The 23,884-nt window shown below is 39.6% G+C and carries 37 protein-coding genes; 2 read left to right on the forward strand and 35 right to left on the reverse strand.

Going from position 1 to position 23,884, the window contains the following annotated elements:
- Positions 1-67: 67 nt before the first annotated feature.
- Positions 68-760: a DUF3298 and DUF4163 domain-containing protein gene (locus ACSAMO_RS05975; protein ID WP_499210034.1), complete on the reverse strand. Its 693-nt coding sequence runs from the start codon at positions 758-760 to the stop codon at positions 68-70.
- A gap of 14 nt (positions 761-774) precedes the next feature.
- Positions 775-2,253 (reverse strand): stage IV sporulation protein A, encoded by a 1,479-nt coding sequence (gene spoIVA, locus ACSAMO_RS05980; protein WP_147514163.1) that lies wholly within the window; start codon positions 2,251-2,253, stop codon positions 775-777.
- Positions 2,254-2,455: 202 nt separating this feature from the next.
- On the opposite strand from spoIVA, the gene ACSAMO_RS05985 reads away from it, so the two are divergent.
- Positions 2,456-5,308 carry an EAL domain-containing protein gene (locus ACSAMO_RS05985; RefSeq protein WP_499210035.1) on the forward strand — a complete coding sequence of 951 codons (2,853 nt, stop codon included), beginning with the start codon at positions 2,456-2,458 and terminating at the stop codon, positions 5,306-5,308.
- A gap of 95 nt (positions 5,309-5,403) precedes the next feature.
- Positions 5,404-6,615, forward strand: coding sequence for an NADP-dependent isocitrate dehydrogenase (locus tag ACSAMO_RS05990; protein WP_147514165.1), 1,212 nt, complete (start codon positions 5,404-5,406; stop codon positions 6,613-6,615).
- 42 nt (positions 6,616-6,657) lie between these two features.
- Here the strand turns inward: ACSAMO_RS05990 and ACSAMO_RS05995 are convergent, their stop codons facing one another.
- The 33 genes from ACSAMO_RS05995 to rpsJ all read right to left on the reverse strand — a co-directional run bounded on the left by ACSAMO_RS05995 (position 6,658) and on the right by rpsJ (position 23,430).
- Entirely contained in the window at positions 6,658-6,963 is a 306-nt protein-coding gene (locus ACSAMO_RS05995) for a hypothetical protein (RefSeq protein ID WP_499210036.1), read from the reverse strand.
- 244 nt (positions 6,964-7,207) lie between these two features.
- Positions 7,208-7,552 carry a 50S ribosomal protein L17 gene (rplQ, locus tag ACSAMO_RS06000; protein ID WP_022231098.1) on the reverse strand — a complete coding sequence of 115 codons (345 nt, stop codon included), beginning with the start codon at positions 7,550-7,552 and terminating at the stop codon, positions 7,208-7,210.
- Between the two features lie 15 nt (positions 7,553-7,567).
- Positions 7,568-8,518, reverse strand: a complete 951-nt coding sequence (locus ACSAMO_RS06005) for a DNA-directed RNA polymerase subunit alpha (protein ID WP_022231097.1) — start codon at positions 8,516-8,518, stop codon at positions 7,568-7,570.
- Positions 8,519-8,623: 105 nt separating this feature from the next.
- Positions 8,624-9,217: a 30S ribosomal protein S4 gene (gene rpsD, locus ACSAMO_RS06010; protein WP_022231096.1), complete on the reverse strand. Its 594-nt coding sequence runs from the start codon at positions 9,215-9,217 to the stop codon at positions 8,624-8,626.
- 33 nt (positions 9,218-9,250) lie between these two features.
- Complete coding sequence (gene rpsK / locus ACSAMO_RS06015; protein WP_117968366.1) at positions 9,251-9,649, reverse strand: 30S ribosomal protein S11; 399 nt, start codon at positions 9,647-9,649, stop codon at positions 9,251-9,253.
- A gap of 17 nt (positions 9,650-9,666) precedes the next feature.
- Positions 9,667-10,035, reverse strand: coding sequence for a 30S ribosomal protein S13 (rpsM, locus tag ACSAMO_RS06020; RefSeq protein ID WP_022231094.1), 369 nt, complete (start codon positions 10,033-10,035; stop codon positions 9,667-9,669).
- A 282-nt stretch (positions 10,036-10,317) separates the two neighbouring features.
- Positions 10,318-10,431 carry a 50S ribosomal protein L36 gene (gene rpmJ, locus ACSAMO_RS06025; RefSeq protein ID WP_008516283.1) on the reverse strand — a complete coding sequence of 38 codons (114 nt, stop codon included), beginning with the start codon at positions 10,429-10,431 and terminating at the stop codon, positions 10,318-10,320.
- Positions 10,432-10,472: 41 nt separating this feature from the next.
- Positions 10,473-10,691, reverse strand: a complete 219-nt coding sequence (infA, locus tag ACSAMO_RS06030) for a translation initiation factor IF-1 (protein ID WP_022231093.1) — start codon at positions 10,689-10,691, stop codon at positions 10,473-10,475.
- Positions 10,692-10,725: 34 nt separating this feature from the next.
- Positions 10,726-10,983, reverse strand: coding sequence for a KOW domain-containing RNA-binding protein (locus ACSAMO_RS06035; protein ID WP_147514166.1), 258 nt, complete (start codon positions 10,981-10,983; stop codon positions 10,726-10,728).
- Between the two features lie 9 nt (positions 10,984-10,992).
- Entirely contained in the window at positions 10,993-11,739 is a 747-nt protein-coding gene (gene map, locus ACSAMO_RS06040; RefSeq protein ID WP_022231091.1) for a type I methionyl aminopeptidase, read from the reverse strand.
- Positions 11,740-11,742: 3 nt separating this feature from the next.
- Complete coding sequence (locus tag ACSAMO_RS06045) at positions 11,743-12,381, reverse strand: adenylate kinase (RefSeq protein ID WP_022231090.1); 639 nt, start codon at positions 12,379-12,381, stop codon at positions 11,743-11,745.
- A gap of 23 nt (positions 12,382-12,404) precedes the next feature.
- The gene (gene secY, locus ACSAMO_RS06050; RefSeq protein ID WP_022231089.1) at positions 12,405-13,739 is read right to left on the reverse strand and encodes a preprotein translocase subunit SecY; all 1,335 of its coding nucleotides are present in this window, start codon (positions 13,737-13,739) and stop codon (positions 12,405-12,407) included.
- A 2-nt stretch (positions 13,740-13,741) separates the two neighbouring features.
- A complete protein-coding gene (rplO, locus tag ACSAMO_RS06055; RefSeq protein ID WP_022231088.1) occupies positions 13,742-14,182 on the reverse strand; it encodes a 50S ribosomal protein L15 in 441 nt (146 codons plus the stop codon).
- A 20-nt stretch (positions 14,183-14,202) separates the two neighbouring features.
- Entirely contained in the window at positions 14,203-14,382 is a 180-nt protein-coding gene (gene rpmD, locus ACSAMO_RS06060; protein WP_022231087.1) for a 50S ribosomal protein L30, read from the reverse strand.
- A gap of 19 nt (positions 14,383-14,401) precedes the next feature.
- Positions 14,402-14,905: a 30S ribosomal protein S5 gene (rpsE, locus tag ACSAMO_RS06065; RefSeq protein ID WP_022231086.1), complete on the reverse strand. Its 504-nt coding sequence runs from the start codon at positions 14,903-14,905 to the stop codon at positions 14,402-14,404.
- A 19-nt stretch (positions 14,906-14,924) separates the two neighbouring features.
- Positions 14,925-15,284 (reverse strand): 50S ribosomal protein L18, encoded by a 360-nt coding sequence (gene rplR, locus ACSAMO_RS06070; protein WP_022231085.1) that lies wholly within the window; start codon positions 15,282-15,284, stop codon positions 14,925-14,927.
- A gap of 19 nt (positions 15,285-15,303) precedes the next feature.
- The gene (gene rplF / locus ACSAMO_RS06075) at positions 15,304-15,852 is read right to left on the reverse strand and encodes a 50S ribosomal protein L6 (RefSeq protein ID WP_499210037.1); all 549 of its coding nucleotides are present in this window, start codon (positions 15,850-15,852) and stop codon (positions 15,304-15,306) included.
- Positions 15,853-15,943: 91 nt separating this feature from the next.
- Entirely contained in the window at positions 15,944-16,342 is a 399-nt protein-coding gene (rpsH, locus tag ACSAMO_RS06080) for a 30S ribosomal protein S8 (protein WP_022231083.1), read from the reverse strand.
- Positions 16,343-16,535: 193 nt separating this feature from the next.
- Positions 16,536-16,721: a type Z 30S ribosomal protein S14 gene (locus tag ACSAMO_RS06085; RefSeq protein ID WP_022231082.1), complete on the reverse strand. Its 186-nt coding sequence runs from the start codon at positions 16,719-16,721 to the stop codon at positions 16,536-16,538.
- A 19-nt stretch (positions 16,722-16,740) separates the two neighbouring features.
- Positions 16,741-17,280 (reverse strand): 50S ribosomal protein L5, encoded by a 540-nt coding sequence (gene rplE, locus ACSAMO_RS06090; RefSeq protein WP_022231081.1) that lies wholly within the window; start codon positions 17,278-17,280, stop codon positions 16,741-16,743.
- A gap of 26 nt (positions 17,281-17,306) precedes the next feature.
- Entirely contained in the window at positions 17,307-17,630 is a 324-nt protein-coding gene (gene rplX, locus ACSAMO_RS06095) for a 50S ribosomal protein L24 (protein ID WP_022231080.1), read from the reverse strand.
- Between the two features lie 21 nt (positions 17,631-17,651).
- Positions 17,652-18,020, reverse strand: a complete 369-nt coding sequence (gene rplN / locus ACSAMO_RS06100) for a 50S ribosomal protein L14 (RefSeq protein WP_022231079.1) — start codon at positions 18,018-18,020, stop codon at positions 17,652-17,654.
- 92 nt (positions 18,021-18,112) lie between these two features.
- The gene (gene rpsQ / locus ACSAMO_RS06105) at positions 18,113-18,370 is read right to left on the reverse strand and encodes a 30S ribosomal protein S17 (RefSeq protein ID WP_022231078.1); all 258 of its coding nucleotides are present in this window, start codon (positions 18,368-18,370) and stop codon (positions 18,113-18,115) included.
- Between the two features lie 76 nt (positions 18,371-18,446).
- On the reverse strand, positions 18,447-18,650 hold the full coding sequence (gene rpmC / locus ACSAMO_RS06110; protein WP_022231077.1) for a 50S ribosomal protein L29: 204 nt from the start codon (positions 18,648-18,650) through the stop codon (positions 18,447-18,449).
- Between the two features lie 2 nt (positions 18,651-18,652).
- On the reverse strand, positions 18,653-19,075 hold the full coding sequence (gene rplP / locus ACSAMO_RS06115) for a 50S ribosomal protein L16 (protein WP_022231076.1): 423 nt from the start codon (positions 19,073-19,075) through the stop codon (positions 18,653-18,655).
- A gap of 2 nt (positions 19,076-19,077) precedes the next feature.
- Positions 19,078-19,806, reverse strand: a complete 729-nt coding sequence (rpsC, locus tag ACSAMO_RS06120; protein WP_117968371.1) for a 30S ribosomal protein S3 — start codon at positions 19,804-19,806, stop codon at positions 19,078-19,080.
- A gap of 19 nt (positions 19,807-19,825) precedes the next feature.
- Positions 19,826-20,164, reverse strand: coding sequence for a 50S ribosomal protein L22 (gene rplV / locus ACSAMO_RS06125; protein WP_022231074.1), 339 nt, complete (start codon positions 20,162-20,164; stop codon positions 19,826-19,828).
- Between the two features lie 88 nt (positions 20,165-20,252).
- Complete coding sequence (gene rpsS / locus ACSAMO_RS06130; RefSeq protein ID WP_022231073.1) at positions 20,253-20,525, reverse strand: 30S ribosomal protein S19; 273 nt, start codon at positions 20,523-20,525, stop codon at positions 20,253-20,255.
- A gap of 42 nt (positions 20,526-20,567) precedes the next feature.
- Positions 20,568-21,401: a 50S ribosomal protein L2 gene (gene rplB, locus ACSAMO_RS06135; RefSeq protein WP_022231072.1), complete on the reverse strand. Its 834-nt coding sequence runs from the start codon at positions 21,399-21,401 to the stop codon at positions 20,568-20,570.
- A 36-nt stretch (positions 21,402-21,437) separates the two neighbouring features.
- Positions 21,438-21,740, reverse strand: coding sequence for a 50S ribosomal protein L23 (gene rplW, locus ACSAMO_RS06140; RefSeq protein ID WP_483229591.1), 303 nt, complete (start codon positions 21,738-21,740; stop codon positions 21,438-21,440).
- Positions 21,740-22,363, reverse strand: coding sequence for a 50S ribosomal protein L4 (gene rplD / locus ACSAMO_RS06145; protein WP_022231070.1), 624 nt, complete (start codon positions 22,361-22,363; stop codon positions 21,740-21,742). The genes rplW and rplD overlap by 1 nt, the downstream gene beginning before the upstream one ends.
- A 28-nt stretch (positions 22,364-22,391) precedes the next feature.
- Positions 22,392-23,018 (reverse strand): 50S ribosomal protein L3, encoded by a 627-nt coding sequence (gene rplC, locus ACSAMO_RS06150; RefSeq protein WP_022231069.1) that lies wholly within the window; start codon positions 23,016-23,018, stop codon positions 22,392-22,394.
- 97 nt (positions 23,019-23,115) lie between these two features.
- Positions 23,116-23,430: a 30S ribosomal protein S10 gene (gene rpsJ / locus ACSAMO_RS06155; RefSeq protein WP_022231068.1), complete on the reverse strand. Its 315-nt coding sequence runs from the start codon at positions 23,428-23,430 to the stop codon at positions 23,116-23,118.
- Positions 23,431-23,884: the final 454 nt, after the last annotated feature.

The raw sequence follows: 23,884 nt of genomic DNA on the forward strand, positions 1-23,884 counted from the left end.
GAAAAGGGACGTCGTGGGCGCCGTCCCCTACTCACACAAACGCAAAAAAGGCGACCGATGGTCGCCCCTAATCAATCATCCGTCTATATTCCTCTTTCATATACCCGGACAAATCTTCCAAATCAAGTCTAAATTCCACGAATCCACGGGCATAGTATGACAAATCATACGGTTGAAAGAATATAACCAAATCATCGTCTTGAATATAAAAATCCGTCTGATGTTCCTGTTTTATTTCAGGCTTTGCCCACAAATCCTTATATTCTTCCGAATGTTTTTCCATTTCTTCATTAATCATTCTGTTAAGCGTACTGACATACCCGTCATCAGCAAACAAATCCGCAAGTTTCACTTCCTTTTCGCCCGACACATCTATGTTTACGGGAATATGCACCGTTGTACCTCTTGCACCGCCGGTATAAATATATTTTTCTTCAACCACACTGATAAAATCATTTTTATTATAAGTTTCCTCCCAACCTATCTCCATAACGCACTTGTTCCCCATTTGCAAATTATCCTTACATTCCTGTGCTTTGGAATCAAAAGCAACAAGGTCACTGTCTATGGACTGTTGTATCTGTGCGTTGATATTTTTTTCAAACTCACTGTTTTTCATACCGCTGAATTTAACTGTTTCGGCATACACCGTTGAAAAATCGGTTTCATATTCCTTTATACTGCTTTCTGTGCGGATACGTTTCATATCGCACCCGCACAAACAAAGAATCACGAGGATTACAGCTATTATACGTTTCATTATCAAGCCCCTTATTACAGAATTATACAAATCAAGCCGTTACTTCCGTCATTAATAATCCTCTGCAAAGTTTCTTTTAATTTCATTCTTGCCGATTCAGGCATTCTTGAAAGTTTATTATGAAGTCCTTCATTTACAAGCTCATAAAGCGACTTACCGAATATATTCGACTGCCAAATTTTTGTCGGATCTGTTTCAAATTCCGACAGCAGATAATGCACAAGCTCCTCCGACTGTTTTTCAGTACCGACAATCGGACTTACTTCCGTTTCAATATCCGCACGAATCATATGTATAGACGGTGCGGACGCTTTAAGTTTAACACCGAATCTACCGCCCTGTTTAACGATTTTCGGTTCGTCAAGAGTCAATTCTTCTGTTGACGGTGACACAATTCCGTAACCCTTTTCCATTACCTCGTGAAGTGCGAATGACACCTTATCATACTGTGCTTTCATCTGTGCCAGCTCCGACATAAGCGTCATAAGTTGATGTTCGCCGTCAATTTCAAAGCCGGACATTTCACCAAGCACACGATAGAAAAGCTCCTGCGGAAGTTCCATACACAGCTTAACCGTACCGTCACCCAAATCCATACCCTCGATATACGAACGCTGAACAAAACCGCACTCAGCCATACCGTCCGACAATGCACGCACATCGCGAATACGGTTTACGTCCTCGATTTTTTCGATTATCGCACCGTATATCTCTTTTTTCAGCCAATGCTCACTGTCAAGTTCTTCAATCCAATCGGGAATTTTAATATTAATTTCTTTAAGCGGAAATTCAAACAACACCGTTTCAATAATATTATGTATATCCGTTGCATTAAGTTCTTCACAATTCACCGCCACAACAGGTACACCGTGCTTTGCCTCAAGTTCAGCCTTTAAATTCTGTGCACTCTGTGAATTAGGCGCTACCGAATTTAACAGTACGATAAACGGCTTATTAATCGCTTTCAATTCATTTATAACTCTGTTTTCGGCGTCAACATAATCGTTTCTGTCAATCTCCGTAATCGTACCGTCAGTCGTAACAACAAGACCGATAGTCGAATGTTCGCAAATAACTTTTTTCGTACCTATTTCCGCCGCCTCATTAAAAGCAATCGGGTGGTCAAACCACGGAGTTGTAACCATTCTCGGCTCGTTATCCTCCACATACCCAAGCGAACTGTCCACGATATAGCCGACGCAGTCAATCATTCTCACCTTTAAATGTGCATTATCGCCCAGGGATATTTCAACCGCCTCATTCGGTATAAACTTCGGTTCTGTCGTCATAATCGTTCTGCCGCCGGCGGACTGTGGCAATTCATCTCGCGTTCTCTCTGCCTGATACACATTTTCTATATTAGGTATTACAAGCAAATCCATAAACTTTTTTATAAATGTAGATTTACCTGTTCTGACCGGTCCGACTACACCTATATAAACATCTCCTTGACTCCTCTGTGCTATATCACTGTAAATATTGTATTCTTCCACTTTTTGTTTCCTCCTTTTGTCCAAAATATATGTTATATGTATATGCACGATAACTTATAATATGTATACCAAATATAAAGCAGATACCCCTTAAAGGTTTTGTCTGCAATATTTTTTAATATTTTTAAATTTTTTGTTTGAACATTTGGACAATGTGGTATATAATATATGAGAGAGAGGATTTAAACAAAGGGGAATTTGAATGAAAAACATAAAAGCAATTATTTTAATGCTTTTAACATCTGTTATTTGCTTTACTTCTTTTTCGGTATATGCTGAAACGAATACGCTAAAAGCCGGTATTCTTGATGATTACAGTTTTGACGGCAACAGTATCAGTGAATATGCCGAAGATAGTATGAATACTATTTTAGATACAACTGCAAGTACAAATTTTATAGCTAACGAAATAAACTTCGATGACACAACTTTTAATAAAGGTATTTCCGACCTTCAAAGCGGAAATATAGATTTTTTATGTATGGTTCCTGTGAGTGATGCCTTTTTGGCGTATGTTGACTATACATCATCACCTATCGCAACAGGCTTTTTAGGACTTTATACCACTGATTACAAGCAATTATATTTTGAAGAATTTGATACATTCAATCAAATTAAAATCGGCTTACTTAAAAATTCGTATATAGAAAAAATTCTTTCCGATTTTTCGGCTGCAAATAATTTTACATACATCCCTGTTTATTACGATACTGTGGACGATATGTTAAGTGCCGTAAAAAACAATTCAATCGATGCAATTTTTACGCCTACAACAAACAATCCCGACGGATTAAAATTAATAGCCAAAGGCGGCAAATTGGACTACTACTGTGCCGTAAAAAAAGGCAATACCAATCTTCTTACAAAGCTAAACAGCGCTATAAATCAATACAAAATACAAAATCCGTTCTATCTGTCAATGGAATATACAAAGCTGTTTAAACGCCCTTACAGCAATTCAATAGGCTACACGAAAGAAGAGCAGACAGCAAAGGAAAATCACCCTAAACTTCGCATACTTGCGCCCGACAACAATTATCCGTCATCATATTATGACAAGGACACGGGCGAATATAACGGTATATACGAAGATATTATCAAAAAAGTTGCCGACAATGCCGGTTTTGAAATTGAATTTATCTCGTACGATCAATCCGAAATGTCAATGAACGGAATTGTTATGGGCAAAGCCGACATAATTCTTACGGTTTCAGGTTCAAAACAAGGTCTTACCACTGCAACACTGCCTTATACAAAGGTTTCATACTTGCCGTTAGTGAAAAAAGACACGAACATTTTTGAGGACAGTGAAATTCACGTCGGCATATTGGCAGACGATTCGTGGATTACAGATTATCTTGACGACAAATACAAACAATGGTCTGTCGAAAAATATTCATCCATTGACTCACTTTTAACGGCAGTCGAAAACAACACTGTTTCAGCTGTACTTGTTTCGTCGACAGATTTACAGACAAAAATGAGTTTGATTGCACATCCCCAGCTTTCAATATTGCAAGACTTTGACGTCGAAGTTCCCGCAAGTCTCGGTGTTTCCAACCTTACCTGCAATCAGCATATCGTAAGCCTTTTGAACAAGACAATCCAAAATGTAACACTTACAAATTCGGAACTTGAAAGGAAAGTCTACACATTAAATCATATATATGTTCCGACTTTAAAAGATATGTTGCAAACAAACAAGCAATGGGTATTTATAATATTGCTTGTTATAATCGCGATAATCGTATTCATAAAATGGCGTGAATATTATTACAAAAAACTTCTGCATACGGACACACTTACACAAATTCCGAATAAGCAGTATTTTATGAAAACGGCTGAAAAAATATTGGATAACAACAGCGATAAATCATACTTACTCACATCGCTTGATGCAAGAAACTTCAAACTTATAAACGAACGTTTCGGTCACATAGTCGGCGACCAGACGCTTATGAACATTGCCAAGAATATAAAATCAAAATTCCACAAAAACGGGCTTTACGCACGTTCGCAAGGTGACAGTTTCTTAATTCTCGTTGAAGACACTTCACAAAACCGTGAGCTTTTAAAGAGCCTTGTGGACTTGGATATTTCAATACATAACACAACAAATTATAAAGTACCGCTAAAAATCGGTGTTTGCCCTATTCCGCGTTACAACCCCGCTTTGAGCCTGTCGCTTTACATTGACAGAGCAAATATTGCCAAAAAGTACACATCAGCGCGAAATACAAATTATATATGCTATTTCACGGACGATATGAACAAAAAACTTAATATGAAAAATATGATTGAAAGCGAAATGGTTCGTGCATTGAGCAAGGGCGAATTTGTCGTTTACTATCAGCCGAAATACGAACTTGCAAACGATACAATCATCGGTGCGGAGGCTCTTGTGCGTTGGAATCACAAGGAAAAGGGTATTATTTCACCGGGCGTATTTATCCCTGTTTTTGAGCGCAACGGCTTTATTGTTGACCTTGATTTCTATGTATATGAACAGGTTTTGAAAATGCAAAAACATCGCCTTGATATGGGTAAAAAGGTTATTCCTATTTCAATGAACGTTTCAAGATGTCACCTTTCAGATACGAATTTTGTTGACAAGCTTGAGGCGGTTGTCGCAAAGTACAAAGTGCCTAAGCAGTATATTGAAATGGAAATTACAGAAAGTATATTCAGTCAAGAGGACAGCTCGGCAATCGCACTTATATACAATTTGAAAGAACACGGTTTTACAATATCAATGGACGACTTCGGAAGTGCTTACTCATCGCTTAACCTGCTTAGAAAAGTGCAGATTGATACACTTAAAATCGACAAAGTATTTATCGACAGTACCGAAGATGTTCAGCGAAGTCAAGTTATTGTTGAGGAAATTATTAATATGGCATCAAAAATTCACGTTAAAACAATCTGCGAGGGTGTCGAAACACAAAGTCAACGTGATTTCTTAAAAAATGCAGGCTGTAATATGGTTCAGGGTTATTTCTATTCTAAACCATTGCCGTATGAGGATTTTTCCGATTTACTTAATTCGTCAAAATGAACATTGACATAATTAAATATATATGCTAAGATAATAAACAGCAAGGGGGCTTTTTACAGTCCCTTTTTATCTATAATAAAAAGGAGTATAAGAAAATGGCAAAAATTCAGATGAAAACACCGCTTGTCGAAATGGACGGCGACGAAATGACAAGAATCATATGGAAGATGATTAAGGATATTCTTCTTACACCTTACATAGACTTAAAGACTGAATACTATGATTTGGGTCTTGAACACAGAAACGAAACTAACGACCAAGTTACAGTTGACAGTGCGAATGCAACAAAGAAATACGGTGTTGCGGTTAAGTGTGCGACAATCACACCTAACGCTGCAAGAATGACAGAATATGACCTAAAGGAAATGTGGAAATCGCCTAACGGTACTATCCGTGCCATGCTTGACGGTACAGTTTTCAGAACACCTATTCTTGTTAAGGGTATCACTCCTTACATTCCGACTTGGACAAAGCCTATAACAATCGCACGTCACGCATACGGCGATATTTATAAAAACGTCGAAATGCAGGTTAAAGCCGGCAGTAAGGCTGAGCTTGTTTGCACAGACAAGGACGGAAAAGAAACTCGTGAATTAATTTACGATTTCAGCAACGAGGACGGTATTATTCAAGGTGTTCATAACAGAGATGAATCTATTGCCAGCTTTGCAAAAGCATGTTTCAACTATGCTCTTGATATGAAGAAAGATATTTGGTTTGCAACAAAGGACACAATTTCAAAGAAATATGACCATCGTTTCAAGGATATATTCCAAGAAATCTATGATAACGAATATAAAGAAAAGTTTGAGGCAGCCGGTATCGAATACTTCTATACATTGATTGATGACGCGGTTGCAAGAGTTATCCGTTCAAACGGCGGATATATTTGGGCTTGTAAGAACTATGACGGTGACGTTATGTCGGATATGGTTGCGACCGCTTACGGCTCACTTGCTATGATGACATCAGTACTTGTATCACCTGACGGTGTTTATGAGTATGAGGCTGCTCACGGTACTGTTCAAAGACATTACTACAAGCATTTAAAGGGCGAAAAAACTTCAACAAACTCTGTTGCAACATTGTTTGCTTGGACAGGCGCACTTCGTAAGAGAGGCGAAATGGACGGTCTTGACGATCTAATCAAGTTCGCTGATAATCTTGAAAAAGCTACAATCCAAACAATCGAAGAAGGCTTTATGACAGGCGACCTTGCCGCACTTTCAACTCTTGAAAATAAGCAAAAGGTTGATACAGAAGAATTCTTGCTTGCAGTAAACGAAAGATTGCAAAAGTTAATGTAATTTAAGACAAACAAAAACGACTGTTTTGAAACAGTCGTTTTTTTATATCTTTATGTAACCTAACTTTACTAACATATTCATACAATCAACTACAGCGGCAAAATATACGGTACGTAATCTTACATTATCAATACCCTGTATGTTTTCAAAAAAATACTGTATACGCTCCTCATATCCCTCAGGTATACCTTCTCCACCGTTACAATAATGGTGAAACATATCCGAAAGAGTTGCACTGAGTTTGTTGAATACCTTGTTATATTTACTGTCGTTGCTCTCAAGATGTAACATTGCCACTTCAATACGCTCGTCAAAAAATTGGTCATTAAATCCAAAAATCTCTTCCATAATACAAACCTCCATAAAAAAAGTGCGTGGCAAAACCACGCACTAAAAACGCAGCTTTGCTTGTATTCTTGCGACAGAAATTACACCAAATCAGTATATATCAAAGAAAGCTTACGTTTTTTACTAACGTAAACTGATTTGGTATTAAATATTCATTTCTATCGCAAAATTATTATATCACACTTTTCTATTTTTGTAAACACAAAAAAGACGGTTCATACGAACCGTCTTAATATACAATTAATTAGTCTACAAGCTCAAGAATTGCCATAGGTGCACTGTCACCGCGACGAGGACCTGTTTGGTAAATTCTTGTGTAACCGCCGTTTCTGTCAGCGTACTTAGGAGCTATTTCAGAGAAAACCTTTGTTACAACGTCTTCTTTTGTGATAAACTCCAATGCCTGACGACGAGAATGTAGTGTATTTGTCTTACCAAGAGTAATCATTTTCTCTGCCATGCTCTGAGTTTCTTTCGCTCTTGTTAAAGTAGTTTCAATTCTGCCATTTTCCAAGAAGCTTGTTACAAGGTTACGCAACATAGCTTTTCTTTGGTCTGTTGGGCGATTTAACTTTCTTGTTCCCGGCATTACTGTTACCTCCTATTAATCTTCTTCTTTTTTAAGGTAAAGACCTAAACCATTCAATTTGTTTATGACTTCTTCAAGCGACTTTCTACCAAGGTTTCTAACCTTCATCATATCTTCTTCAGATTTGTTTGTAAGGTCTTCAACCGTGTTAATACCAGCACGCTTTAAGCAGTTATATGAACGAACTGATAAATCAAGTTCCTCGATAGTCATTTCAAGAACCTTTTCCTTCTTGTTCTCTTCCTTTTCAACGATGATTTCAGTATTCTTAGCGTCATCTGAAAGGTCTACGAACAATGAAAGTAGGTCGTTCATTATCTTAGCAGCCAAAGACACAGCCTCATCAGGCTTAATTGTTCCGTTTGTCCATAGCTCAACTGCCAACTGTTCTCTATCTGTATATTGACCTACACGAGTGTTTTCTACTGTATAATTAACCTTTGTTACAGGAGTATAGATAGAATCCACAGGGATTACTCCGATTACCGGCTGCATTGCTTGCTTGTTCTTATCAGCACTTACATAGCCTCTGCCCTTTGATAGAGTAATCTCAATATAAAGATTTGCATCATCATTAAGTGTTGCGATATGAAGATCCGGATTAAAAATCTCAACATCTTCGTCACGCTTTATGTCACCTGCTGTAATTTCCTGTGCACCCTTTGCCTCGATGTAAACAGTCTTTGGAAGATCACCGTGAATCTTCAAAGCAAGCTTTTTAATGTTAAGTATAAGCTCTGTAACATCTTCTGTAACACCGGGTACAGTTGAAAATTCGTGCTGCACACCTTCAATTTTAATTGAAGTAGCAGCCGCACCAGGCAATGATGAAAGTAAAATTCTGCGTAGTGAGTTACCAAGAGTTGTGCCGTAACCGCGCTCAAGAGGAGATACAACGAATTTGCCGTATCTGCCGTCGTCACTCATTTCAACGCATTCTATATTAGGCTTTTCCATTTCTATCATTTCAGAACCCTCCTTCATAATTAGAGATGACTTCGGAGCAGTCTAAGCTCCGAAATCTCTCGAAAAAACATATATATATATCCACGTACCGAGGGTAACATATAATTATTTAGAATAAAGTTCGACGATAAGGTGTTCCTCAACTTCGTAGTCGATGTCATCTCTTGCAGCCAATGTGATAACCTTACCTGTAAGTGTATTCTTATCCATTGAAAGCCACTTTGGAACAACCCTGTTTGCGTTTGTTTCAACGATTTCCTTAATTCTAACAGAGTTCTTACTCTTTTCTCTAACTGCTATTACATCACCCGGCTTAACAAGGTATGACGGAATATCAACCTTTTGACCGTTTACTGTGATATGACCGTGATTAACAATTTGTCTTGCTTCACGTCTTGTATTAGCCAAACCTAATCTGAAAACAACATTGTCAAGTCTTGACTCAAGGATTTGAAGCAACATTTCACCTGTGATGCCCTGTTTCTTTGTAGCCATTACATAGTACTTTCTGAATTGCTTCTCAAGTACACCGTATATAAACTTAACCTTTTGCTTTTCATTAAGCTGCAAGCCATATTCAGACTGCTTTTTTCTGCCTTGCTTTGGGTTTCTGTTTGATGACTTATCAATACCCATTGTTGCAGGGTTAATGCCCAAAGTCTTGCATCTCTTTAACACTGGTTGTCTGTTTATTGCCATGTTAATTTTTCCTCCTTTACAATAATATACAAATCAGACTCTTCTTCTCTTTGGTGGTCTACAACCGTTATGAGGAATAGGAGTTACGTCCTTAATCATTGTAACATCAAGACCTGTTGCTTGAAGTGCTCTGATTGCAGCTTCTCTACCTGCACCAGGGCCCTTAACGTAAACTTCTACTGTCTTCATTCCATGTTCCATAGCTGCCTTAGCTGCTGTTTCTGCAGCTGTTTGAGCAGCGAAAGGTGTGCTCTTTCTTGAGCCGCGGAAGCCTAAACCGCCGGCACTTGCCCAAGATATAGCATTACCAGCTGTATCTGTAATTGTAACTATTGTATTGTTGAAAGTTGAACGGATATGAGCCGCGCCTTTTTCAATATTCTTTCTATCACGACGTCTTGTACGTGTAGTCTTCTTTGCTACCTTAGCCATTTAGCTTAGTCCCTCCTTTATTTCTTCTTACCTGCAATCGCTCTTGCAGGACCCTTACGGGTTCTTGCATTGTTCTTTGTGTTTTGTCCTCTTACAGGAAGACCTCTTCTGTGACGGATACCTCTGTAACATCCGATTTCCATAAGTCTCTTGATGTCAAGAGCCAACTGTCTTCTAAGGTCACCTTCAACTGTGTATTCAGCGTCGATAACTTCTCTTAGCTTACTTACATCTGCTTCTGTAAGATCCTTTACTCTTGTGTCTGGGTTTATACCTGTTTGAGATAGAATCTTTTGAGAACTCTTTAGTCCAATGCCGTATATATAGGTAAGACCAATCTCTACTCTCTTTTCTCTAGGTAAGTCAACACCTGCTATTCTTGCCATACTTTTCTACACCTCCATTAAAAGATATCATCAAAAAATTTTTATAGTGTTGTATTAAAACTCATTCAGGCTGTTCGCCTGAACAAGTCATAAACAAATTTTAATGCAGTGCTTTTCACTGCGTTTTGCAAAATAATATATAAATTAGTATCCTGTGATATAACCTCTCGGCTATTTTAATCAGTTCAGATTTGAGTGCAGTCCAAAGCTTCTTTCAAACTGCCGTGTACTCAGTGTACACAAAGTTCGAAAAAGGTTCGGAATGTGCAAAATATGGACTGATTAACCCTGCTTTTGCTTATGCTTTGGATTCTCACAAATAACCATTACTTTGCCTTTTCTCTTTATGATTTTGCACTTTTCGCAAATTGGTTTTACTGACGGACGTACTTTCATATCTATTACCTCCTTGTCGTCACTTATCTGACCGAAGTAAATTATTTACTTCTCCATGTAATTCTGCCCTTATCAAGATCATAAGGACTCATTTCAAGAGTTACCTTATCTCCCGGTAGAATTTTTATGAAATTCATTCTCAGTTTGCCTGAAATATGTGCTGTAACCTGGTGCCCATTTTCAAGCTCAACTCTAAACTGTGCGTTAGGCAAGTTTTCAACAACCTTACCTTCAACTTCTATAACATCTTGCTTAGACATATGTTATAAACCTCCTTTAGATACGCTTTCAGGTTTAATTAAACTCCGCTAATGCTTTTCGCACCTCTGAATTTGTAACCTTACCCGCAGTTGCAAGTTTGTTACTTACAAAATCCGAAACAGAGTTTGTACCCTGAAGGTGCTTGAGCTTTTTCTTTTTCGGGTGATCCACTTTTCGCAATTCACCGTTTGCAAGATAAACAAAATCGCCTTCTCTTGAAAGGACGATGAACAAATCACCCTTGTCACGTCCCGCAATGGAACGCACGATTGAACCCTCTATAATTTCCATATAATACTCCTAAAGTGTTAATATTTCACACCCGTCTTTTGTAATCAATACGGTGTTTTCATAGTGGGCTGACAAACTTCCGTCATCAGTTACAACTGTCCAATCATCATCAAGTACCGCAACATGATAATCACCTGCATTAACCATAGGTTCAATAGCAATTGTCATACCTGCGGCAAGCTTTACGCCATGACCGGCTTTGCCAAAATTCGGTACGCTCGGATCTTCATGAAGATTACGACCAATTCCATGACCGACAAGGTCACGCACTACGCTGTAACCATGCGATTCAACATACTGCTGAATTGCTGACGAAACATCGCCTAATTTGGCACCGTGCTTTACATATTTAATTCCCTCAAAGAAACTTTGACGTGTAACGTCTATAAGATTTTGTGCCTCGTCCGAAATCTTTCCGACTCCGAATGTTCTTGCGGCATCACTGTGCCATCCGTCAAGTATAGCGCCCATATCAATGCTGATTATGTCGCCCTCTTTCAAAATGGCTCTCTTACTTGGAATTCCGTGAACAACCTCGTCATTGATTGACGCACAAATTGTTCCCGGGAAACCGTTATAATTAAGGAAATTAGGTTTTGCACCTTGTGATATAATAAAATCATATGCGATTTTATCAAGCTGCGCCGTTGTTACACCCGGTTTGATGTGCTTCTCAAGAAGCTCAAGCGCACCTTTTGTAACTTTTGCTGACGCACGCATTTTTTCGACTTGTTTTGCTGATTTAATAGTTATCATAACTCACACCTCAAGTCCCAAAGCCTTAGCAACATTGCTTGTTGTATCTTCAAGCTTATCCTCGCCCTTTGCAGTAACAAGAAGTCCAAGCTTTTCATAATACGCTTTTATCGGCTCTGTCTGTTCGTGATAAACATTAAGTCTGTTCTTGATTGTTTCAGGAACATCATCGGCGCGCTGAATAAGTTCGCCTTTACATTTATCACATATTCCTTCAGTTTCAGGCTTGTTTGATATGATATTGTACGGTGCTCCGCACTTTGAGCATTCACGTCTTGATGACAAACGCTCGATTATTGCCTCATCGGCAACTTCAAGAGAAAGCACTTTATCAATTTTTACGCCCGATTCTGTCAATGCCTCAGCCTGAGCTGTTGTGCGAGGGAATCCGTCAAGGATAAATCCCTTTGCACAATCAGGCTTTTGCAATCTTTCTTTTACTATAGAAACAATTACGTCATCCGGAACAAGTTTTCCATCATTGATATACTTTTCAGCAATCTTTCCGATTTCTGACTGTTCCTTGATGGCGGTTCTCAGCATAACACCCGTTGAAATTGTGTTTATATCCAATCTCTTAGATAAAATTTCGCCTTGAGTGCCTTTTCCTGCCCCCGGAGGGCCCATTAATACCAAATTCATACTAAATACCGCCTTTCCTGAAATTATTCAAGGAAACCTTTATAATGACGCATTGTCATTTGTGATTCAATTTGTCTGACAGTTTCAAGAGCAACACCTTCCATAATTAGAAGTGATGTACCGCCGATTTGAAGTGCCGTTACATTGAATATCGCACCGACAATTACAGGTAGGATTGCAATAATTGCAAGGAAGAATGCACCTACAAGATTTAATCTTGAAGAAATCTTTCCTATATAATCGCTTGTCGGCTTACCAGGTCTGATACCCGGAATGTATCCTCCACTCTTCTTCATATTATTTGCAAGTTCAATCGGATTGAACTGAATTGAAGAATAGAAATATGTGAAGAATAGTATAAGCAACGCATAAAGAATTGCGTATACAAGACTGGTCCACCATGCTGACGCATAGCCGGCTGATAAACAACCAAGGATATAATATCCAAGACCGGCTGTCGGCATATTACCGCCTGAAACCAATCTTACGATTGTTGCAGGGAATGCCATGATTGAAGATGCAAAGATGATCGGCATAACGCCGCCTGCTGCAACTTTAATCGGAATGTTTGTGCTTTGTCCGCCGTACATTTTTCTTCCAACAACACGCTTAGCGTACTGAACCGGAATTCTTCTTTCAGCCTCTGAGAAGAATACAACGAACGTGATAGCAGCTATTGCCACAACAATGATGGCAGCTACGAATATAAGACCCTTTGCATTTAATCCTGCTCCCAAGAATTGATTATAAATTCCGTATGCAGCTGATGGTATTCTTGATACGATACCTGCAAAGATAATTAGTGATACGCCGTTTCCAAGTCCCTTTTCTGTAATAAGTTCACCCAACCAGATAATAAATGCTGTACCTGCTGTGAATGTAAGAACTATTACGAAAAATGTTAAAACGCTTGGATTTTTGATTGCGTCAAGACCGTTTGTAACGCTCATATTGTAAAGTGTTACATAAAGTCCGGCACCTTGTATGAATGCCAACGCAATACCAAGGTATCTTGTAATCTTGTTAATTTTCTTTCTGCCCTCAAGACCTTCTTTAGCCAGACGCTCAAGAGAAGGTATTGCGACAGTAAGAAGTTGAACGATAATAGATGCGTTGATGTATGGTGAAACACCCATTGCCATAACTGTTGCGTTTGAGAACGCACCACCTGTGAATACATCGAACAAGCTGAACAAGTCAGTTCCGCCGTTTCCAAGGAACGCTTGCATAGCATCAGCTGTCAGATACGGTACAGGAATATGTGCACCGAATCTGAAAACTATAAGCATCATTAATGTAAATAGAATTCTGCGACGTAGGTCCGGAATTTTCCAAGCATTCTTTAGTGTCTGTAACACGATTACATCACCTCAGCCTTTCCGCCTGCCTTTTCTATTTTTTCCTTTGCAGAAGCGCTCATCTTAGCCACCTTTACAGTAAGCTTTTTGTTAAGCTCACCTCTGCCAAGTATTTTAACACCGTCAAGTGTTTTGCTGATTATACCGTTTGCCTTTAGTGTTTCTGCTGTAACTTCTGCTCCGTCCTCAAGCTTATTAAGCTCCTCAACGTTAACAGCAACATACTGCTTTGCAAATATATTCTTAAATCCACGCTTAGGAAGTCTTCTGTATAATGGCATTTGACCACCTTCAAAGCCCGGTCTAACGCCACCGCCACTTCTTGCGTTTTGTCCTTTATGACCTTTTCCCGAAGTTTTACCTGTACCGCTTCCGATACCTCTGCCCACTCTCTTAGGAGCGAACTTTGAACCTTCAGCAGGTTGCAATTCGTTTAAGTTCATTTGCTACACCTCCTTACTAATTAGTTTTCTTCAACTGTTACAAGGTGAGATACCTTGTTAATCATTCCTCTGATTTGAGGTGTGTCATTGTGTTCAACAACACTTCTTATTTTCTTTAGTCCAAGAGCTTCAACAGTAGCAATTTGGTCTTTCTTTCTGCCGATTGTACTCTTAACTAATGTAATTTTTAGCTTAGCCATATTACTGTGTGCCTCCTTATTAACCTCTGATTTGGTCTACAGTCTTGCCTCTTAGCTTAGCAACTTCTTCAGGCTGCTTTAACTCTGACAATCCCTGTATAGTAGCACTAACTACGTTTCTCTTGTTATTTGATCTCAAGCTCTTTGCTCTGATGTCTTTAACACCTGCAAGTTCAAGAACCGCACGAGCAGCACCACCTGCAAGCACACCAGTACCTTGTGCAGCCGGCTTAAGAAGAACCTTACCTGCACCTGAAATACCAACAACTTCATGAGTAATTGTTGAACCTACAAGAGGAACAGAAATCAAATTCTTCTTTGCGCTTTCAATACCTTTTCTGATTGCGTCAGGTATTTCAGCAGACTTACCTTGACCGAAGCCAACGTGACCATTTCTGTCACCAACAACGACCAAAGCGCTGAATCTCATTGTTCTACCGCCTTTAACAGTCTTAGCAACACGGTTGATTGCTACGACATTTTCCTCAAGCTCTAAAGCTTCTACGTCTATTCTTTCAGCCACTTATCTCTTCCTCCTTCTATTAGAATTCCAAGCCGCCTTCTCTTGCGCCTTCTGCAAGAGCAGCAACTCTGCCGTGATATACATATCCGCCTCTGTCGAATACTACTGCTTTAATGCCTGCTGCAAGAGCCTTTTCAGCCACTTTCTGACCGATTGCCTTTGCACCTTCAACGTTTCCGCCGTAGCCTTCAAATTCTTTGTCCATGCTTGATGCTGAAACAAGTGTAACACCCTTTACATCATCAATAACCTGAGCATATATATGTTTTGCACTTCTGAATACGTTTAGACGAGGTCTCTCCGCTGTGCCGGAGATGTTCTTTCTAACTCTTGCGTGGCGTCTAACTCTAGCCGCTTTTGTATCTATCTTCTTAATCATTTAAGAACACTCCTTTCAATTATTTCTTCTTAGCTCCTGTTTTACCTTCTTTACGTCTGATGTGTTCATCAACGTACTTAATACCCTTACCCTTGTATGGTTCAGGCTGTCTGTACTCTCTAATCTTCGCTGCTGTTGCACCAACGTCTTCTTTGTTGGCACCTTTAACGATGATTTTGTTTGGAGCAGGAACTTCGATTGTTACGCCTTCCTTTGGTTCATACAAAACAGGATGTGAGTAACCAAGACTCAAGTTAAGAGTCTTGCCTTGCATTGCAGCTCTGTAACCAACACCGTTGATTTCAAGCTCTTTTGTAAAGCCTTCTGTAACACCGATAACCATATTGTTTACAAGTGTTCTTGTAAGACCGTGCAATGACTTGTGCATCTTATCTTCTGAAGGACGCTCTACTGTGATAACTCCATCGTTAAGCTTAACGATCATATCAGGATGAAGTTGTCTTGAAAGTGTGCCGTTCTTACCTTTTACTGTGATTTCGTTTGTATCACTGATCTTTACCTCAACTCCGGCAGGAACAGTGATAGGTAACTTACCTATTCTTGACATAGGGATTTTTCCTCCTTAACTTAAATTTGCTCTGTTTTACACACAGCCGTGTGTTTCCACAGGTTTTCAGTTATTTTTTTATTAATATTAATTACCAGATGTAAGCAAGTACTTCGCCGCCAACGTGCTGCTTTCTTGCTTCCTTATCTGTCATAATACCCTTTGATGTTGAAACGATTGCGATACCAAGACCCTTAAGAACTCTTGGAAGTTCGTCAACGCTTGCGTAGAATCTAAGACCAGGCTTAGAAACTCTCTTAAGACCGCTTATAACTCTTTCCTTGTTAGGTCCGTATTTCAAAGTAATTCTGATAACGCCTTGTTTACCGTCTTCGATTACTTGAAAATCTTTTATATAACCCTCATCATTAAGGATTTCAACAATCGCCTTCTTCATGTTTGAAGCAGGAACATCGACTGTTTCATGCTTTGATGAGCTTGCATTTCTGATTCTTGTAAGCAAATCTGCGATTGGATCAGTTATTTGCATTTATTTTACCTCCTTACGCTCTCACAAACCGCAAGCGGTTTGCCTTATGCTACGGTATTTGATGTCTCGCATCAAATACCTGCTTCAGCTATAACTTGCTGTGCAAGTCACTTTACCTCTTTCGGATTTTTGTAAGTCCGAATTTTATCATATATCTAAAAATCAATTCGTTTCTTATAAGAAACGCTCGATTTTACCAGCTTGCTTTTCTTACGCCAGGGATTTGACCTTTGTAAGCCAATTCTCTAAAGCATATACGGCAAATACCAAACTTTCTAAGGTAAGCATGCGGTCTGCCGCAAATCTTACATCTTGTATAAGCTTGTGTTGAATACTTAGGTTGTTTCTGTTGTTTTAAAACCATTGCTTTCCTTGCCATGTTAAATCCTCCTTTTTAACTATGAACGGAACGGAGCGCCCATTAACTTTAGAAGTTCACGAGCTTCTTCGTCTGTCTGTGCAGTTGTGACAATGTTGATGTCCATACCTCTGATTTTGTCAATCTTATCATAGTCAATTTCAGGGAATATAAGCTGTTCCTTAATACCAACAGAATAGTTACCTCTACCGTCGAAACCGTTAGGGTTGATACCTCTAAAGTCTCTTACACGTGGAAGAGCAACATTGAAAAATCTGTCTAAGAATTCATACATCTTGTCAGCTCTAAGTGTTACTTTACAGCCGATATTCATTCCTTCTCTTAACTTGAAGTTCGCAACTGACTTCTTAGCCTTTGTTATAATAGGCTTTTGACCTGTTATAGCAGCCAAATCTCCGCAAGCAGCCTCGATTGCCTTAGGGTTGTCTTTAGCTTCACCCATACCGATATTTATAACGATCTTGTCGAGCTTAGGGATTTGCATTGTACTTTTATAGCTGAACTTCTCCATAAGAGCCGGAGCAACTTCTTTATTATATTTATCTTGCATTCTACTCATTGTTAGAATCTTCCTCCTCTCGAAAATTAATCGTTAAGTTCTGCATTACACTTCTTGCAGTATCTCATCTTTGAACCGTCATCAAGAACCTTAACACCTGTTCTTGCAGCTTTACCGCACTTTGAGCAAACTCTCATAACGTTTGATGCGTCGATTGGCATTTCCTTATGGATAATACCGCTTTCCTGACCTTGAACTCTTGCCTTTTGATGTCTTTTAGCAACAGCAACGCCTTCAACGATTACCTTACCGTCAGCCGGAATAGCTGTGATAATCTTGCCCTCTTTACCTTTATCTTTGCCGGCGATAACTTTTACAGTGTCGCCTCTTTTTACATGCATCTTTTTCATTGTATCAATTATCCTCCTTAATTAAAGAACTTCCGGAGCCAATGATAGTATCTTCATGTACTCTTTATCTCTAAGCTCTCTTGCAACAGGGCCAAAAATACGAGTACCTCTTGGGTTTTTGTCATCTTTTACGATAACTGCTGCGTTCTCATCAAATCTGATGTATGAACCGTCAGCACGCTTTGACTCTTTAACCGTTCTGACTACAACAGCTTTTACAACGTCACCTTTTTTTACAACGCCGCCCGGTGTTGCCTTCTTGACACTGCAAATGATTTCGTCGCCAACTGCTGCATATCTTTTCTTACTGCCGCCCATAACTCGGATACACATAACTTCCTTTGCGCCAGTGTTATCAGCCACTTTTAAAAGTGTTTGTTGTTGAATCATTAAAACTTCCTCCTTACGCTTCACAAATCGCAAGCGATTTGCTTACTACAACTTGCAAAGCAAGTTGTTCCACTCTTTCCGGGAACGCTATATTACTTAACTTTTTCTACTATTTCAACGAGTCTCCATCTCTTGTCCTTTGATAGAGGTCTTGTTTCCATAACCTTTACCTTATCGCCGATAGAGCATACGTTTTCTTCATCATGTGCCTTTAGTTTGTAAGTTCTCTTAACGATCTTACCATAAAGCGGATGCTTTTTATTTTCTTCAATAGCAACAACGATTGTCTTATCCATCTTATTGCTGATTACTTTACCGATCTTAACCTTACGGCTGTTTCTTTCTTCCACAGATAAGTGCCTCCTTCCGCACGTTTCTAATAATCTTCTATCTGCTCAATTTGTACCTGTCAAACAAGTACCGGCATTACATCGCACTGCCTTGTAGTTCTCTTTCATGAATGATGGTTAAAATACGAGCGATAGTCTTCTTTACATCACCAATTCTCTTTGGATTTTCTAATTGGTTAATAGCATTCTGAAATCTCAAGTTGAAAAGCTCTTGCTTGCTTTCTGCAAGTTTTTCTTCCAATTCAGCTGTTGATAAATCTCTTAGCTCATTTACTTTCATTCTTATTCACCATCCTCTGCTTGACGTTTTACAAACTTACACTTGATTGGTAGTTTGTGCATAGCAAGACGCATAGCCTCTCTTGCTACTTCTTCACTTACGCCTGCCATTTCAAAAAGCACTCTGCCAGGCTTAACTACTGCTACCCAATACTCTGGAGCACCCTTACCTGAACCCATTCGAGTTTCAGCAGGTTTTCTTGTTACCGGCTTATCAGGGAATATCTTAATCCAAACCTGACCGCCACGCTTTGTATATCTTGTCATAGCTATACGGGCTGCTTCAATCTGTCTTGAAGTAATCCATGCCGGCTCAAGAGCCTGAAGGCCGAACTCGCCGTGTGATACAACGTTACCACGTGTTGCCTTACCCTTCATTCTGCCACGCATAACTCTTCTGTATTTAACTCTCTTTGGTAACAACATGATTATCTGCCTCCCTTCGGTCTTCTATCGCCGCGTCTTCTGTTATCGCGTCTGTTATTGTCAGCCGCTTGTTGAGCAGCTTCCTTTCTTCTGCCGTCAGCAACGTTTAGGATTTCACCTTTGTAAATCCAAACCTTAACGCCAAGAATACCGTATGTTGTATGAGCTTCAGCGAAGCCATAGTCAATATCAGCTCTCAATGTCTGTAGAGGAATTGTACCCTCGTGATATTGTTCTGTTCTTGCGATTTCAGCACCGCCTACACGACCTGCAACTGCAGTCTTGATACCCTTAACGCCAAGACGCATTGCTCTGCCCATAACTTGCTTCATTGCACGTCTGAATGAAATTCTTCTTTCAAGTTGTGCAGCAATGTTTTCAGCAACAAGCTGTGCATTTGTATCAGGAGTCTTAACCTCCATGATGTTTACGTTAACAGTCTTTGAAGTAAGCTTTTCGATTTGAGCCTTTAGCTTATCGATTTCAGCACCGCCTCTACCGATGATGATACCAGGCTTAGCAGCATGAATTGTGATAAACACTTTATTCTGCTTTCTTTCAATACCGATCTTAGCAACACCTGCATCATAGCAAGCCTTCTTAACGAACTTTCTTATATTATAATCTTCAACCAACTGGTCTCCGAAATCTTTTTTACCTGCAATCCACTTAGAATCCCAATCTTTTATAACTCCGACTCTAAGTCCGTGTGGATTAACTTTTTGTCCCATGAGTGAACCTCCTTTTCGATTAGTCTTCCATTTCCTTTAATACTAAAGTGATATGGCTGGTTCTCTTTAAAATCTTGAACGCTCTGCCTTGAGCATGAGGCTGAATTCTCTTTAAAGTAGGACCTTGTGTTGCGTAACATTCTGCAACGTATAACTTATTCTTATCCATATCATGATTATTCTCTGCGTTTGCAATCGCTGACGCAAGAAGCTTTGTCAAATACTCGCTTGCTGCTTTAGGTGTGTTGTTTAGAATACCCATTGCAACGTTAGCAGGCTTGTTTCTTATTAGATCAAGCACTATCTTAACCTTTCTAGGTGAAATACGAGCATATCTTAACACTGCACGTGCTTCCATGTGGATTCCTCCTTTTGCAATATTAGTAACGGGATTTAACATCCCTCTGTAAATCTTATTTCTTTGCTTCTAAGCAATATCATAGATATTACTTAGAAGTTTTAGCTCCGGCATGACCTTTGTATGTTCTTGTAGGAGCGAATTCGCCAAGTCTGTGGCCTACCATGTCCTCACTGATGAATACAGGAACATGCTTTCTGCCATCATGCACTGCGATTGTGTGTCCAACCATTTCTGGGAAAATTGTGGAAGCTCTTGACCATGTCTTTACGACCTTCTTTTCATTAGCTGCGTTCATAGCGTCAATTCTCTTCATAAGACGCTCTTCAACGAAAGGTCCTTTCTTAAGTGATCTGCCCATTAAATCTTCCTCCTTTCAATCTATATCAAAATTAAATATCTATTATTTAGCGTTTCTTCTCTTAACGATGAACTTGTCAGTTCTGTTCTTAGTCTTTCTTGTCTTAAGACCAAGTGCTGGTTTACCCCAAGGAGTAACCGGTGCAGGACGACCGATTGGTGACTTACCTTCACCACCACCGTGAGGGTGATCGTTAGGGTTCATAACAACACCACGAACTGTCGGTCTCCAACCCATGTGACGCTTTCTTCCGGCTTTACCGATAGATACGTTTTCATGCTGTTGGTTACCTACAACACCGATAGTTGCTTTACAATCAAGTCTGATCATTCTAACTTCGCCGCTTGGAAGTCTAACCTGTGCATAGTCGCCTTCCTTAGCCATAAGCTGTGCACTGTTACCTGCACTTCTTACAAGCTGAGCGCCCTTTCCAGGATACAATTCAATGTTATGAATTAGTGTACCAACCGGAATATCTTTTATAAACAATGCGTTACCCGGCTTAATATCTGCACCTTCGCCCGATACTACGACGTCACCGTCTGTAAGACCGATAGGAGCGATGATGTAAGCCTTTTCGCCGTCTTCATATTGAATAAGAGCGATATTGGCACTTCTGTTCGGATCGTATTCAACACCGATAACTGTTGCCGGCATACCGTCTTTATTTCTCTTAAAGTCAATAATTCTGTACTTTCTTCTGTTGCCGCCGCCTCTATGACGAACAGTGATTCTACCGTATGAGTTTCTGCCGGCGTGCTTGTCTTTCTTAGCAAGAAGCGAACGCTCCGGTGACTTCTTTGTGATTTCAGCGAAGTCTGAAACTGTCATAAATCTTCTGGCAGGCGAAGTAGGATTATACTTTTTAATAGCCATTATCCTTTACTCTCCTTATCTATAAATTAATAACGATTAAATATCGAAGAATTCGATAGTTTTGCTGTCAGCTGTAAGAGTAACGATAGCCTTTTTCCATGAAGGACGTCTTCCTTCGTTTCTGCCCATTCTCTTAACCTTACCAAGAACATTCATTGTGTTTACCTTAGCAACCTTAACGCCGAATGCTTCTTCAACAGCTTTCTTTATTTCAACCTTGTTCACAGTCTTTGGAACTTCAAAGGTATATCTCTTAATCTCGTTACCTTCTCTGTCTAAAACAGTTTCCATGCTGTGTTCAGAGATGATTGGTCTTCTTAGAATATCAAATGAATTCATTATGCAAGCACCTCCTCAATCTTTGCAATGGCATCCTTTGAAACGATGAATGCATCGTTGTTAAGAACGTCATATGTGTTAAGTGTACCAACGTGAGTCGGTGTAACACCCTTAATGTTTCTTGCTGATTTATAAACCTTTTCATCAGCATCTGCTGTAACGATAAGAGCCTTTGAATTAACGTCAAGTCCCTTTAGAAGAGCTACGATCTTAGCAGTCTTGATTTCGTCAACAGCAAGTTCATCTATAACAAATATTTTGTAATCAGCATACTTAGCTGAAAGAGCACTCTTAAGAGCGATTCTCTTAATCTTCTTGTTTACGCTGAATCTGTAACTTCTTGGCTTTGGACCAAGTGCTACGCCACCGCCAGTCCACTGCGGAGCACGGATACTACCTTGTCTTGCACGACCTGTACCCTTTTGTCTCCAAGGCTTAATACCGCCGCCACGAACTTCTGTACGTGTCTTTGTAGACTGTGTGCCTTGTCTTTGGTTTGCAAGATAGTTAACAACTACCTGATGCAAAACTGATTTATTCACTTCAGCAGCAAAGATAGCGTCTGATACTTCCATATCGCCTGTCTTTGTGCCTTCCATGTTATATAAAGCCACTTTAGCCATTATATTTCCTCCTTTCCAATAACCTCGATTATGCCTTTACGCTGTTTCTGATTGTAACAAGTCCGCCCTTGTTTCCCGGAATTGCACCTTTTACAAGGATTAAATTCTGTTCAGCGTCGATTTTAACAACCTCAAGATTCTGGACTGTAACTTTTTGAACACCCATGTGTCCCGGAAGTACCTTACCCTTGAAAACTCGTCCAGGGTTTGAGCACATACCCATTGAACCGGAAACTCTCTTTGATTTTGAACCGTGAGTCATAGGACCTCTGTGTAGACCGTGTTTCATCGGACCGGCAAAGCCTTTACCCTTTGAAATACCGCTTACGTCTACTTTGTCTCCGGCTGCGAAAATGTCAGCCTTAATTTCGTCACCAACATTCAGACTTTCGCAATCATCAAGTCTGAACTCTCTGACATACTTTTTGTTTGCAGTGTCTGCCTTTTTGAAATGACCTAATTGCGGTTTGTTAAGGTGCTTTTCTTTAACGTCACCAAAACCAACCTGTACAGCTTCGTAGCCGTCTGTTTCAACAGTCTTCTTCTGTGTAACTACGCATGGGCCTGCCATAACAACAGTTACAGGAATAACTACTCCGCCTTCGCCAAAGATTTGAGTCATACCAATCTTTGTACCCAAAATTGCTTTTTCCATTGATTTTTCCTCCTTAACAGTTATTGGTTTCCGCAAAAGCTATCGGAAACTTGACCTGCATCATAGCCGCATAGGCTACTGCACTTTATAGACGATCTTACTTCTGGATTACGTCGATATCCACTCCAGCAGGAAGATCAATTTTGATTAGTGATTCCATAGTCTTAGCACCCGGAACAACTATATCAATCAATCTTTTGTGAGTTCTTCTTTCGAACTGCTCACGAGAATCCTTATACTTATGAACCGCTCTTAGGATTGTGATAACTTCCTTATCTGTAGGAAGCGGAATAGGGCCTGAAACTTTAGCACCTGTTCTCTTTGCAATCTCAACAATCTTTTCAGCACTCTGATCAAGTACAACGTGGTCATAAGCCTTAAGCTTGATTCTGATTTTCTGGTTTGCTGCCATACTTTTCCCTCCTCGAATTGTTATTGTGTTGTAATCTGCACGACAGCGCTTAAAGAAAATGGCACACACCGCCGGGTGTTTCGCATCACCCTTATAAAAAAACCCGAACCTCATATTGTAGAGTTCGGGCAAAGTTAGCCAATTTCGCCGCATACTTATCCTGTCTTATGCCGTCAAAAGACCGCACTTTTCCTAAGTATACATTGACTGCCGCCCGGTTTCATGAATCGGACTCACTCCACAGAAAAACCGACGTTAAATCGCCGCAACCTCCCGCTTCATCGTTTGTCAGTACCTATATGCTTTCGCATACTTTAGTCACAACACTGTTATTATACACTATAACAGCCGTTTTGGCAAGCTTTTTTGTATAAAAAAATCATTAAATTTTATACAAATTTAATGATTTTGCAAATATTTTTTTGTATACTTTTACACGTATGATTTTTGGTAT

Source organism: Ructibacterium sp. SJQ-7, from assembly GCF_054696575.1.

Coding starts and splice junctions, on each gene's coding strand:
- ACSAMO_RS05990 (WP_147514165.1), top strand. CDS start 5,404: ATGGCAAAAATTCAGATGAAAACACCGCTTGTCGAAATGGACGGCGAC.
- ACSAMO_RS06045 (WP_022231090.1), bottom strand. CDS start 12,381: ATGAATTTGGTATTAATGGGCCCTCCGGGGGCAGGAAAAGGCACTCAA.
- rplQ (WP_022231098.1), bottom strand. CDS start 7,552: ATGCCGGGAACAAGAAAGTTAAATCGCCCAACAGACCAAAGAAAAGCT.
- rplX (WP_022231080.1), bottom strand. CDS start 17,630: ATGAAAAAGATGCATGTAAAAAGAGGCGACACTGTAAAAGTTATCGCC.
- rpmJ (WP_008516283.1), bottom strand. CDS start 10,431: ATGAAAGTACGTCCGTCAGTAAAACCAATTTGCGAAAAGTGCAAAATC.
- rpsH (WP_022231083.1), bottom strand. CDS start 16,342: ATGCAAATAACTGATCCAATCGCAGATTTGCTTACAAGAATCAGAAAT.
- ACSAMO_RS06035 (WP_147514166.1), bottom strand. CDS start 10,983: ATGGAAATTATAGAGGGTTCAATCGTGCGTTCCATTGCGGGACGTGAC.
- ACSAMO_RS06005 (WP_022231097.1), bottom strand. CDS start 8,518: ATGATAGAAATGGAAAAGCCTAATATAGAATGCGTTGAAATGAGTGAC.
- rpsK (WP_117968366.1), bottom strand. CDS start 9,649: ATGGCTAAGGTAGCAAAGAAGACTACACGTACAAGACGTCGTGATAGA.
- rplR (WP_022231085.1), bottom strand. CDS start 15,284: ATGATTAAGAAGATAGATACAAAAGCGGCTAGAGTTAGACGCCACGCA.
- map (WP_022231091.1), bottom strand. CDS start 11,739: ATGATAACTATTAAATCAGCAAAACAAGTCGAAAAAATGCGTGCGTCA.
- rplC (WP_022231069.1), bottom strand. CDS start 23,018: ATGGAAAAAGCAATTTTGGGTACAAAGATTGGTATGACTCAAATCTTT.
- rplO (WP_022231088.1), bottom strand. CDS start 14,182: ATGAACTTAAACGAATTGCAACCTGCTGAAGGTTCAAAGTTCGCTCCT.
- rpmD (WP_022231087.1), bottom strand. CDS start 14,382: ATGGCTAAGCTAAAAATTACATTAGTTAAGAGTACAATCGGCAGAAAG.
- ACSAMO_RS06085 (WP_022231082.1), bottom strand. CDS start 16,721: ATGGCAAGGAAAGCAATGGTTTTAAAACAACAGAAACAACCTAAGTAT.
- rplD (WP_022231070.1), bottom strand. CDS start 22,363: ATGGCTAAAGTGGCTTTATATAACATGGAAGGCACAAAGACAGGCGAT.
- rpsS (WP_022231073.1), bottom strand. CDS start 20,525: ATGGGCAGATCACTTAAGAAAGGACCTTTCGTTGAAGAGCGTCTTATG.
- rpsM (WP_022231094.1), bottom strand. CDS start 10,035: ATGGCAAGAATAGCAGGTGTTGACTTACCTAGAGAAAAGAGAGTAGAG.
- infA (WP_022231093.1), bottom strand. CDS start 10,691: ATGTCTAAGCAAGATGTTATAGAAGTTGAAGGTAAGGTTGTTGAAAAC.
- ACSAMO_RS05975 (WP_499210034.1), bottom strand. CDS start 760: ATGAAACGTATAATAGCTGTAATCCTCGTGATTCTTTGTTTGTGCGGG.
- ACSAMO_RS05995 (WP_499210036.1), bottom strand. CDS start 6,963: ATGGAAGAGATTTTTGGATTTAATGACCAATTTTTTGACGAGCGTATT.
- ACSAMO_RS05985 (WP_499210035.1), top strand. CDS start 2,456: ATGAAAAACATAAAAGCAATTATTTTAATGCTTTTAACATCTGTTATT.
- rpsC (WP_117968371.1), bottom strand. CDS start 19,806: ATGGGACAAAAAGTTAATCCACACGGACTTAGAGTCGGAGTTATAAAA.
- rplN (WP_022231079.1), bottom strand. CDS start 18,020: ATGATTCAACAACAAACACTTTTAAAAGTGGCTGATAACACTGGCGCA.
- rpsJ (WP_022231068.1), bottom strand. CDS start 23,430: ATGGCAGCAAACCAGAAAATCAGAATCAAGCTTAAGGCTTATGACCAC.
- rplB (WP_022231072.1), bottom strand. CDS start 21,401: ATGGCTATTAAAAAGTATAATCCTACTTCGCCTGCCAGAAGATTTATG.
- rplV (WP_022231074.1), bottom strand. CDS start 20,164: ATGGAAGCACGTGCAGTGTTAAGATATGCTCGTATTTCACCTAGAAAG.
- rpsD (WP_022231096.1), bottom strand. CDS start 9,217: ATGGCAATAAACAGACAACCAGTGTTAAAGAGATGCAAGACTTTGGGC.
- rplP (WP_022231076.1), bottom strand. CDS start 19,075: ATGTTGTTACCAAAGAGAGTTAAATACAGAAGAGTTATGCGTGGCAGA.
- rpmC (WP_022231077.1), bottom strand. CDS start 18,650: ATGAAAGTAAATGAGCTAAGAGATTTATCAACAGCTGAATTGGAAGAA.
- rplE (WP_022231081.1), bottom strand. CDS start 17,280: ATGAGTAGAATGCAAGATAAATATAATAAAGAAGTTGCTCCGGCTCTT.
- rplF (WP_499210037.1), bottom strand. CDS start 15,852: ATGTCAAGAATAGGTAAGTTACCTATCACTGTTCCTGCCGGAGTTGAG.
- rplW (WP_483229591.1), bottom strand. CDS start 21,740: ATGAATTCATTTGATATTCTAAGAAGACCAATCATCTCTGAACACAGC.